This window comes from Achromobacter sp. UBA5777 (assembly GCF_002418565.1).
Classification (GTDB): domain Bacteria; phylum Pseudomonadota; class Gammaproteobacteria; order Burkholderiales; family Burkholderiaceae_B; genus Achromobacter; species Achromobacter animicus.
This window is the reverse complement of the sequence record NZ_DIEJ01000302.1, coordinates 389-10,595: the sequence shown is the minus strand read 5'-3', so window position 1 is coordinate 10,595 and position 10,207 is coordinate 389. Positions and strand designations below refer to the sequence as shown.

10 protein-coding genes are annotated in these 10,207 nt (G+C 65.6%); 4 read left to right on the top strand and 6 right to left on the bottom strand.

Annotated elements, in window-relative coordinates:
- The 3 genes from B3446_RS26320 to B3446_RS26310 all read left to right on the top strand — a co-directional run.
- The coding region (locus B3446_RS26320) for a 2-oxo acid dehydrogenase subunit E2 (protein WP_291386891.1) at positions 1-549 on the top strand (549 nt) is incomplete at its 5' end.
- A gap of 8 nt (positions 550-557) precedes the next feature.
- Positions 558-1,955 carry a dihydrolipoyl dehydrogenase gene (gene lpdA / locus B3446_RS26315; RefSeq protein ID WP_291386889.1) on the top strand — a complete coding sequence of 466 codons (1,398 nt, stop codon included), beginning with the start codon at positions 558-560 and terminating at the stop codon, positions 1,953-1,955.
- A 189-nt stretch (positions 1,956-2,144) separates the two neighbouring features.
- Positions 2,145-2,825: a hypothetical protein gene (locus B3446_RS26310; RefSeq protein ID WP_291386887.1), complete on the top strand. Its 681-nt coding sequence runs from the start codon at positions 2,145-2,147 to the stop codon at positions 2,823-2,825.
- A gap of 19 nt (positions 2,826-2,844) precedes the next feature.
- On the opposite strand, the gene B3446_RS26305 is transcribed toward B3446_RS26310, so the two are convergent.
- From B3446_RS26305 to B3446_RS26280, 6 genes are all read right to left on the bottom strand, one after another.
- Entirely contained in the window at positions 2,845-3,726 is an 882-nt protein-coding gene (locus tag B3446_RS26305; protein WP_291386885.1) for a LysR family transcriptional regulator, read from the bottom strand.
- A 19-nt stretch (positions 3,727-3,745) separates the two neighbouring features.
- Positions 3,746-5,101 (bottom strand): type II toxin-antitoxin system HipA family toxin, encoded by a 1,356-nt coding sequence (locus B3446_RS26300; RefSeq protein ID WP_291386883.1) that lies wholly within the window; start codon positions 5,099-5,101, stop codon positions 3,746-3,748.
- A gap of 2 nt (positions 5,102-5,103) precedes the next feature.
- Positions 5,104-5,364, bottom strand: coding sequence for a helix-turn-helix transcriptional regulator (locus tag B3446_RS26295; protein WP_291386881.1), 261 nt, complete (start codon positions 5,362-5,364; stop codon positions 5,104-5,106).
- 232 nt (positions 5,365-5,596) lie between these two features.
- Positions 5,597-7,465, bottom strand: coding sequence for a dihydroxy-acid dehydratase (gene ilvD / locus B3446_RS26290; protein WP_291386879.1), 1,869 nt, complete (start codon positions 7,463-7,465; stop codon positions 5,597-5,599).
- A 140-nt stretch (positions 7,466-7,605) separates the two neighbouring features.
- On the bottom strand, positions 7,606-8,418 hold the full coding sequence (locus B3446_RS26285) for an AraC family transcriptional regulator (RefSeq protein WP_191578807.1): 813 nt from the start codon (positions 8,416-8,418) through the stop codon (positions 7,606-7,608).
- 146 nt (positions 8,419-8,564) lie between these two features.
- Entirely contained in the window at positions 8,565-9,464 is a 900-nt protein-coding gene (locus B3446_RS26280; protein WP_279973721.1) for a LysR family transcriptional regulator, read from the bottom strand.
- A 191-nt stretch (positions 9,465-9,655) separates the two neighbouring features.
- On the opposite strand from B3446_RS26280, the gene B3446_RS26275 reads away from it, so the two are divergent.
- The gene (locus tag B3446_RS26275; protein ID WP_175122177.1) at positions 9,656-10,201 is read left to right on the top strand and encodes a GNAT family N-acetyltransferase; all 546 of its coding nucleotides are present in this window, start codon (positions 9,656-9,658) and stop codon (positions 10,199-10,201) included.
- The last annotated feature ends 6 nt before the right edge of the window (positions 10,202-10,207 follow it).

The following is a 10,207-nucleotide window of genomic DNA, read 5'->3' as shown; positions in this document are numbered from 1 at the left end:
CAGGCCAACCACGGCGGCGCGGTCAAGCTGTCGGTCAACGACTTCATCGTGCGCGCCGCCGCGCTGGCGCTGCGCGAGGTTCCGGAGGTCAACGCGTCCTGGCACGACGACGATATCGAATACCACGCCGGCGCCGATATCTCGGTGGCGGTCGCCACGGAAGGCGGCCTGGTCACGCCCATCGTGCGCGACGCCGACGTGAAGTCCCTGTCCGCCGTCGCGGCAGAGATCGTCGAACTGGCCAAGCGCGCCAAGGTCAACCGCTTAAAGCCCGAGGAGTTTACCGGCGGCTCGCTGACGGTCAGCAACCTGGGCATGTACGGCATCAGCCAGTTCGCCGCCATCATCAATCCGCCGCAGGCCGCCATCCTGGCCGTCGGTGCGGCCGAACGCCGGCCGGTGGTCGACGCCGATGGGCAACTCATTGCCGCCACCGTGATGACGGTGACGCTGTCGGCCGACCACCGCGTCGTGGACGGCGCGGTCGGCGCGCGCTGGCTGGCCGCGTTCCGCGCGCTGATCGAAACCCCCGTGCGTATCCTGCTGTGAGCCCCGCCATGACAAAGACGAGTTTTGATCTGGTGGTGGTGGGCGGCGGGCCGGGCGGCTACGTGGCCGCGATCCGCGCCGCGCAGTTGGGCATGTCGGTCGCGCTGGTCGAGCGCGCCGAACTGGGCGGCATCTGCCTGAACTGGGGCTGCATTCCCACGAAAGCCCTGCTGCACAGCGCCACCGTGCTGCGCGCCTGCCGCGAGGCCGCGCATTACGGCGTGACGGGCGCGGGTGAAGCGCGCCCCGATCTGGCCGCCATGGTCGCCCGATCGCGTAAAGTTGCCGGCCGGCTGGGCCAAGGTGTGGCGCACTTGATGAAGAAGAACGGCGTGACGGTGTTCGCCGCCACCGCCCGGCTTGCGGGCACGGGCAAACTGGCGCTGGACAACGGCGCCACGCTGTCGGCCAAGCACATCATCCTGGCCACCGGCGCACGTGCTCGCGAACTGCCGGCGCTGCCCGTCGGCGAACGCATCTGGGTCTACCGCCAGGCGCTGGTGCCGACCGAGGTCCCGAAGTCGCTGCTGGTCGTGGGCGCGGGCGCCATCGGCGCCGAGTTCGCCAGCTTCTATCGCGCGGTGGGCACCGAGGTCACGCTGATCGACATGACGCCGGAGATCCTGCCGCAGGAAGACGCCGAGATCTCACAGTTGGCGCGCAAGGCCTTTGAGAAGCAAGGTATCCGCGTGCTGACCCGTTGCGCAGTGACGGCATCGTCGGCCTCGGCCGACGGCGTCAAGGTCACGCTGGAACACGAAGGCAGGAAGCTCGAGCAGACATTCGACCGCGTCATCGTGGCCGCCGGCATCGTCGGCAACGTCGAGGATCTGGGACTGGAAAAGACCCGCGTCAAAGTGGAGAAGACGCACATCGTCACCGATGGCCTGTGCCGCACCGGCGAACCGGGCGTTTACGCAATCGGCGACGTGGCCGGCGCCCCGTGGCTTGCTCACAAGGCCAGCCACGAAGCGGTGCTGTGTGTGGAGGCCATCGCCGGGTTGCCGGTGCACGCCATCGATCCGCTGCGCATTCCCGCCTGCACGTATTCCTATCCGCAGGTTGCCAGCATCGGCATGACCGAAGCCCGCGCGCGTGAACACGCCACGAAGACCGGCGGCGAGATCCGTGTCGGGAAATTCACCTTCGCCGGCAACGGCAAGGCGATTGCGATGGGCGAGGACCAGGGGCTCGTCAAGACGGTGTTCGACGCCAAGTCAGGCGAACTGCTCGGCGCGCACATCATCCATCCGGAGGCGTCCGAGCTGATCACGGGCTATGGCGTGGCAGCGTCGTTGGAAGCGACCGAAGAGGACCTGATGCACACCGTGTTCGCGCACCCGACGCTGTCGGAAACGCTGCATGAATCTGTGCTGGCGGCGTTTGGACGGGCACTGCACGCGTAAAGGAGACGAATCCATCCGGAGCTCGGGCGCTGGCTCGGTGTCGATCAAATTGACGACACGACCTGGCAATGTCGGGAGTTGCTGAAACTTCGGCGACGGGCGATATCAAAATCGAATTCGTCCGATGTCATTAAGTGCCCATCCAAGGAAAAATCTCGACCGTTTCCTTCTACAGCGGATCCCGCGCACATGAACAGCGCACCCACGGGATCCCTCAACCCACTCATGAATCAAGACAAGGCAAGGCCTGAGTCTCGCTCGGGTGTAATGATTGCCCGGGTGATTGCTTTGTCGGGCGCGGCGATCAGCACCGGCAGCTCGTTTTCATTGGCTGCTGATCCCTATGCAGACTTCTTAGATAAAGCGAACGTTGGACTGTGGCTGGGCATGGTGCTGTTCGTGCCCGCCGCCTGCTTCGCCAATTTCTACAGCATGACTCGGCGGCGCTGGCTAAGTTGGTTTAGCGCATTTGTCGGCTTTCTGATCCCGCTTTTCTGCTGGCCGCTGTACTTTAAGCAGCAATTCCCCCCGCCGGAGCACTATCAGTCAAGCGACTATTGGGAGCTTGAAAGCGTCGAACACATGCCGATTCAGCGCTGGGCGACGCATCGAAAGCATCAAGCATATGCCGGTTCGATTTTTTGGGGACGCCACACCATCTACGAAGCGCACAAGATCCCGGTAGATGCCGAAGGAATGCCCGTACCGGAATACAGTTCTCATCAGGTGTCCTTACAAACCTGGAATTGCCCGAGGTGGCAGTTGACGTACTTCGGTCCATTCAGTTTTGTCTACGTTCATCACGCCGAACGCTATTCCGCCGCGGGCCGCGATATCTTGAATATTGCATGGTGCACGCGAGGCGATTGACGCGCCTGCCCAGGAAGAATCAAATCCTGTCCGCATAAAAATCCAGGAAGCACGCAATGCGCCGCGACAGCTGCGTGTTGCGGTGATACACCGCGTGCATCGGCTGCAGGTGATCGGTGTATTCGCTTTCCAGCACCTTCACCAGGCGCCCGGCCGCTATATCCTCGCGCACGACAAAGTCCGACAGGCAGGCAATGCCGACGCCGCGCAGCGCCAGCTGCCGCTGCGTCTCGCCGCTGGACGTCGCAAGCGTCGGCGTCGCCTGAAAACTTGAACCGCCGGCATGGCGCAGCGGCCAGAGGTTCAGGCTCTCCGGCTGCGTGAAGCCCAACACTTCATGGTCCGCCAGATCCTCCACCGTGCGCGGCGCGCCACGCCGAGCGATGTAATCCGGACTGGCCATCATCCAGCGCGGCGACGGCCGCAGCGCGCGCGCATGCAGTGTGGAATCGGTCAGCGGGCCCATGCGCAGCGCGACGTCGGTGCGATGCTCCATCAGATCCACGATTCGATCATTGCTGGTCAGTTCCAGCGAAATCTCCGGATACGCGCGCCGGAACTCGGCCACGTGCGGCACCACACAGTGCAGCATCACCGGCACCGACGCGTCCACGCGCAAACGGCCGGCCGGCCGTTGGTGCACCATGCGCATGCACTCCTCGGCCTCTTCCAGCGCCGCCACGATCTGCCGCGCCTTCGGCAGAAAATGCCGGCCCTCTTCGGTCAGCTCCATGCGGCGCGTGGTGCGGTTCAGCAGCGTGACGCCCAGATCTTCTTCAAGCCGATGCAGGCCACGGCTGACGCCGGATGCGGTCTGGCCGAGCATTTCGGCGGCGGTGCTGAGGGAGCCGGCGTCGACCACGCCAAGGAACAGGCGCAAGGCGTCGGAATTCAGGGACATTGGTTCGCACTCCTTCTGGCTAAGCTGCCAGTCTGTCGGTCGCGGCCTGCAGGCCCTGGAGGATGGTATCGGCCACGTGCTCGGGAAACGCGGGCGGCAGAATGTCTTGCACCGCGCGCACCACTTGTGGCGTACGCGAAACCAGATCGTCGACCACCGCCTCCACGCCCCGGCCGTCCGGCGCCACGACACCATGTTCCGCACCGACGGCGAGCCAATGCCGCCGCATAATGTCGCGCATGAGCCAATGGGTGTTCTTGGTGCGCACCGCCATGGCCATGCGCGCCTTGAACGGCGACAACTGGTTTGCGCCCGTACCGATGACGGGATAGGCAGACAGTACGTCATACAACGGCGTGAGCTCGTACGCGCCGCCGGGTCGCAGAAAAATGCTGAAGTTCTTCGCGTGGCCATCCGTGGCGCGCAGCATCCAGAACAGGACCTGCGACTGGAAAAACGTCCGCCGGTCGCGATCGGGGTCGCGCGAGGTGGCCAGCAGCTTCATGATGCTGCGCATGCCCGGTCCACCGTCGGATTCATACTTCAGATGCGGCGGCGTGCCCGTCGCCTGGCACATGTCTTCCTGCGGCAGGCGGATCAGCCAGCGCTTGCCGTCATCGTTGCGCCACCACAGGCGGTCGAACCGCTCGACCGCCAGCACCTTCATGTCTTCGAACATCAACGGCTGGGTGCGCGCCACCGGCAGCCCGTAGGCATGGAGAATCTCGGAACACAGCCACTCGTTCTCCACCGAATGGCTCATGTCGAACTTCAGGTTGCCGACGAGGCCGAGCGGCATTTTGAAGATATGGGTGGTCGGGGTGGCGCCGTGAGGCCTGCACCAACGGCCATCGAGCCACAGCATGGCCGTCTTTTCCTGGGCCCCGGCGATCGAGATGCGGAACCCGTCATCGGCGTCCGCATTGCGCCCGCCCAAAGGCCCGGGAGTCAGGGTGCTGCGCAGCACCTGGGCCACTTGCGCATCGCTGAGCGCAACGGCGTCGACCTGCGTCACGGGGTCAGGCGCCACGCCGCGGGGCATGACCTGAACAGCGCCCACACAATCCCGACCAACTTCGGCCAACAACGAGAACGCATCAGTGGAACCCGCCTGGAACCGCCGCGCGACGCGTTCGCGAATGTTCTGGCTGTCGGGCAGCAGATTCTCGAAATAGCTGCGCACGATCTGTCCGCGATGCGGCGGGTTGCCCGGCGTGAAGGGGAGCGAAAGCGACAGCGGCCGCCCCCGGCCCGAGGCAGTCCATGCCTCGTCGTACTGGAGCGTCTCGCCGATCTGGGGCTGGACGTTCCAGACGCCCACGAAGTCCCCGTTCATCCAGAGATCCAGAGCGCGGTGGTGCGAGCGGCGGCCCATGGCTACCAATCCGGTGTGGCCGATGTTTTGGACGTGGAAGACTTTGCACGTTGCCGCAACACGACTTCCACGCCCAGGATGCCGAGGATCTCCAGCAACCTGTCAGCGCCAAGCTTGCCGGCGTTGCGCTCAAACGCCGAAAGCGTTTGCTGCGTGACGCCAAGACGCAGGGCAGCCTCAGCCTGGGTCATGCCCGCCTGTTTGCGGAAGGCCCGGAGCAAAGCGGGAAGCTGGTCCGCCGTGCGGACGGTGAAGTCGGACATGCCAACCCTTGAAGGTGAGGTTTACAGATTCTAGGTTGTAAAAACAAAATACGCAACGTATGCTGTATTTTTCGAATACAATTCATAAGCTGTATTTCTAGATTACAAATCGCAAGCGGTAATCGATCTCCCCTCCCGATGCGGGCAACGGCAAGATGCGCATCGAACATCGTCAACTGAAAAAAAACGGCGCACCAAGTGCGCCGCCTTTCAAACAACCGCCATCAACCGATCAGCGCTTGCCCTTCAGCTTGAGCTGCGACAGATCGCGCACCGCGCCGCGGTCGGCCGATGTGGCCAGCGCCGCATACGCCTGCAGCGCCTGCGACACCACGCGTTCGCGGCCCACCGGCTCCCAGCCGTCGACGCGCGCGTCCATGGCGGCGCGGCGGCGGGCCAGTTCCTCGTCGGAAACGGCCAGGTGCATCTTACGGTTCGGGATGTCGATCTCGATCGTGTCGCCTTCTTCGACCAGACCGATGGTGCCGCCTTCCGCCGCTTCCGGCGAAGCGTGGCCGATCACCAGACCCGACGAGCCACCCGAGAAGCGGCCGTCGGTGAAAAGCGCGCAGGTCTTGCCCAGGCCCTTGGACTTCAAGTAGGACGTGGGGTACAGCATCTCCTGCATGCCGGGGCCGCCCTTGGGGCCTTCGTAGCGGATCACCACCACGTCGCCCGCGACGACCTTGTCGCCCAGGATGCCTTCGACGGCGTCGTCCTGGCTTTCGAAGACGCGCGCGCGGCCCGTGAAGACCCACTGCGATTCGTCCACCCCGGCCGTCTTGACGATGCAACCCTTCTCGGCGAGGTTGCCGTACAGCACGGCCAGGCCGCCGTCCTTGGAATAGGCGTTTTCCTTGCTGCGGATGCAGCCCGTCTTGCGGTCCGTGTCCAGCGTCAGGAACGTGGCATCCTGGCTGAAGGCGACCGTGGTCGGGATGCCGCCGGGGGCTGCGCGGTAGAACTTTTTGGCTTCTTCGCTTGCGTTGCCGGCCACGTCCCATTGCTGGATGGCGTTGCCCAGCGTGCCGCTGTGCACGTTGCCGCAGGACAGATCCAGCAGGTCTGCACGCGCCAGTTCACCCAGGATGCCCAGGATGCCGCCCGCGCGGTGCACGTCTTCGATGTGGTACTTGTCGGTGGCGGGCGCTGCCTTGCACAGGCACGGCACCTTGCGCGAGATGCGGTCGATGTCGGCCATCGTGAAGTCCACGCCGGCTTCCTGTGCCGCGGCCAGCAAGTGCAGCACGGTGTTGGTCGAACCGCCCATCGCCACATCCAGCGCCATCGCGTTTTGGAATGCGCTCTTGGTGGCGATGTTGCGCGGCAGGACGGATTCGTCTTCTTCGACGTAGTAGCGGCGGCACAGGTCCACGACCAGGCGGCCCGCTTGTTCGAACAGGCCCTTGCGCCAGGCGTGCGTGGCGACGATGGTGCCGTTGCCGGGCAGCGCCAGACCGATGGCTTCGGTCAGGCAGTTCATCGAGTTGGCCGTGAACATGCCGGAACAGGAGCCGCACGTGGGGCAGGCGCTGCGTTCGACTTCGGCGACTTCGGCGTCCGACACGTTGGGGTCGGCAGCCTTGATCATGGCGTCGACCAGGTCGATCTTGGCGATGACCTTGCCGTCAGTCGGCGACTTGACCTTGCCCGCTTCCATCGGACCGCCCGACACGAACACGACCGGGATGTTCAGGCGCATGGCGGCCATCAGCATCCCCGGGGTGATCTTGTCGCAGTTCGAGATGCAGACCATGGCGTCGGCGCAGTGCGCGTTGACCATGTATTCCACCGAGTCCGCGATCAGTTCGCGCGACGGCAGCGAATACAGCATGCCGCCGTGGCCCATGGCGATGCCGTCGTCCACGGCGATCGTGTTGAATTCCTTGGCGACGCCGCCGGCGGCTTCGATTTCCTTGGCCACCAGCGCGCCCAGGTCGCGCAGGTGCACGTGGCCCGGAACGAACTGCGTGAACGAGTTCACCACGGCGATGATCGGCTTGCCGAAGTCGCCATCCTTCATGCCGGTGGCGCGCCACAAGGCGCGGGCGCCGGCCATGTTGCGGCCGTGGGTCGAGGTGCGGGAGCGGTAGTGCGGCATGATCTGTCTCAGGCTGTAGCTGTTAGCGTGGGCGGCAAAACGCTAAATAATACGCTGCTTCCGCGCCCGGCCGCCCGCGAGCGCCCCGGAAACGGACGCGCGGCGGTCAGCCCGTCGTCAGGCGGCCCGCCATACGGCCGTCAGGCGGAGGCCACGCCGCGCGCCGCGAACGCGCTCGGCGACTCGCCCAACGCCTTGCGGAACATCGCCGCAAAAGCGCTCGGGCTCTCGTACCCAAGATCCAACGCCACATCCAGCACCCGATCGCCCCGCGCCAACCGCTCCATCGCCGCCAAAAGCCTTGCCTGCTGGCGCCAGCGGCCGAACGTCATACCCGTGTGGCGCACGAAGAGCCGGTGCACCGTCTTGGGATCCACGCCCAATTCCCGCGCCCAGTCCGCTGCCCCGTCCTGCCGTTCCGGATGTCTCACGATGGCGCGGCAGATGCGCGCTAGCCGAGGCTCCGACGGCTGCGGCAGATGCAGCGGCAGCACGGGTTCCTGGCGCAACTCATCCAGCAACAACATCATCAGCCGCCCGTCGCGCGTGTCCGGCTCCCAGTCCAGCGGCACCTTGGCGGCGGCCGCCATCAATTCGCGCAGCAGCGGCGACACGGACAGCACGCAGCATTGCGCCGGCAGGTGCGCCGCCGCCCCCGGCTCGACAAAAACGGTGCGCATGCGCGGCTCGCCACTCATGCGGATGCCGTGCGACACCCAGGCCGGCACCCACACGCCGCGCGTCGGCGGCACGACCCAGATGCCCGCGTCCGTATCCACCACCATCACGCCCGACATCGCGTACACAAGCTGGCCGCGCCGATGGCGGTGGCGCTTGACGCGATGACCGTCGGGATAGTCGATGGCCAGTCCCGCCAGCGGACGGCGCGAGGATTCGTAGGGATAGAGATCGGGTTCGGCGAGGGGTCGGGTCGTAAGGCTCTTACGGGCCATCCGGGTCTTATGTAGCGTAGGGGCAGTAGCGACTGTAGCGACTGAAGGAGTCGTAGGAGTCGTGCGCGTCGTACGGGCCGTAGAAACAATAGAAGCCGTCGCGATCGAAGGGGACATACGCGTCGAGCCGGACCTGCGTGAAGCCGTCATGACGCCCGCCCCCCCAACGCCAGCAGCGCGTCCTGCAAATGCCGCAGCCCGCGGCTGAGCGGCTTGTCGCGCCGCAGGACGATCGCCAGATCGCGCGACAGCCTTGGCGTCAGCGATCGCACTTCAAGCGCGTCACGCCGTCCCGCGCCGGACACCGCCAGCCGGGGCAACACCGCGCAGCCGAGCCCCGCCCCCACGATCTCCTTCATCGCCTCCGTGCTGCCCAACTCCATGATCGGCTTGGCCGCCACGCCCGCCGCCTCGAACCAGTCGTCCACCAGCCGCCGCGTGCGCGCGCCCGGCTCGAACAGCACCAGCGGCAGCCGCGCCAGCGACTGCGGCGTCACGACCTCCGGAATCGCAGCCGGATCGCGCGAAGGAAAGATCGCCACGAACTCGTCCTCCATCACCGGCGTCGCCTGGAACATGCGGCCCGGCGCCGGCAGCGTGATCAGCACGATATCCAACGTATTGGCCTCCAGCCCGCGCAGCATGTCCGCCGTATTGCCCGTGCTGGCCACGATGTCCAGCGCCGGAAACCGCTGGCGCAGCTCCGCCAGCACCGGCGGCAGCAGATAGGTGCACGCCGTCGCGCCCGTGCCAAGCCGGATCCGCCCCGACACCTGCGACGCATGCGACGCCATCGCCTGCTCGGCCTGCGCAATGGCGCCGTCGATCACGCGGATATGGGCCAGCAATTCGCGCCCCGCCGCCGTCGGCCCCGCGCGCCGCCCCACCCGTTCCACCAACTTCAATCCGAAACGCCGCTCCAGTTGGCGGATCTGCAGGCTGACTGCGGGCTGCGTCACGCCCCCGCGCTCAGCGGCGGCGGAAAAACTGCCCAGTTCGATGACCTGCGCAAACGTGCGCAAGTGGTCCAGATTCAAGCCGCGCATGACATCACCAAAGTTTTGCTTATGAAAATCATAATAGACCAAAGCTTTATTAATGAATGCGGTTGGCCCACACTGGCGTTTTCGATCGGACCGCGCGTACTCGCATCTCTGGACACCGCCCGCATTCGCACGTCCGTGGGTACGGCATCTTGCACACCTGACCGCCTACCAATAAATCTCCGGCCCTTTCCATGTCGCCCCATTCGCCCACCGTCCTCATCCGCGACAGCGCGGAAGCCGATCTGCCCGCCATCAAGACCATCTACGCGCATCACGTGCAGCACGGCACCGCGTCCTTTGAACTCGAGCCGCCCTCCATCGCCGAAATGCGCCAGCGCCGCGCCGGCGTCCTCGAAAAAGAGATGCCCTACCTCGTGGCCGAGATCAACGGCGAAGTCGTCGGCTACGCCTACGTCACCCCCTACCGCCCGCGCCCCGCCTACCGGCACACCGTCGAAGACTCCGTCTACGTCAAGGCCGGCCGCGCCGGCCTGGGCATCGGCGGCAAGCTGCTCGCCGCGCTGGTCGAGCGCTGCACCGCCGCCGGCTGGCGGCAAATGCTCGCCGTCGTCGGCGACAGCCGCAACGCCGCCTCGCTCGCGCTGCACGCCAGCCAAGGCTTTCACCCTGTCGGCACGCTGCGGTCCGTGGGCCACAAGCACGGCGAATGGCGCGATACGGTCCTCATGCAGCGCAGCCTCGGCGACGGCGACACCACGCCCCCGCAACGCCCATGATCCGCG

What these genes read in the sequence shown, in the direction of transcription:
- lpdA (WP_291386889.1), top strand. Translation starts at nt 558, where the DNA reads ATGACAAAGACGAGTTTTGATCTGGTGGTGGTGGGCGGCGGGCCGGGC.
- B3446_RS26310 (WP_291386887.1), top strand. Translation starts at nt 2,145, where the DNA reads ATGAACAGCGCACCCACGGGATCCCTCAACCCACTCATGAATCAAGAC.
- B3446_RS26305 (WP_291386885.1), bottom strand. Translation starts at nt 3,726, where the DNA reads ATGTCCCTGAATTCCGACGCCTTGCGCCTGTTCCTTGGCGTGGTCGAC.
- B3446_RS26300 (WP_291386883.1), bottom strand. Translation starts at nt 5,101, where the DNA reads ATGGGCCGCCGCTCGCACCACCGCGCTCTGGATCTCTGGATGAACGGG.
- B3446_RS26295 (WP_291386881.1), bottom strand. Translation starts at nt 5,364, where the DNA reads ATGTCCGACTTCACCGTCCGCACGGCGGACCAGCTTCCCGCTTTGCTC.
- ilvD (WP_291386879.1), bottom strand. Translation starts at nt 7,465, where the DNA reads ATGCCGCACTACCGCTCCCGCACCTCGACCCACGGCCGCAACATGGCC.
- B3446_RS26285 (WP_191578807.1), bottom strand. Translation starts at nt 8,418, where the DNA reads ATGGCCCGTAAGAGCCTTACGACCCGACCCCTCGCCGAACCCGATCTC.
- B3446_RS26280 (WP_279973721.1), bottom strand. Translation starts at nt 9,464, where the DNA reads ATGCGCGGCTTGAATCTGGACCACTTGCGCACGTTTGCGCAGGTCATC.
- B3446_RS26275 (WP_175122177.1), top strand. Translation starts at nt 9,656, where the DNA reads ATGTCGCCCCATTCGCCCACCGTCCTCATCCGCGACAGCGCGGAAGCC.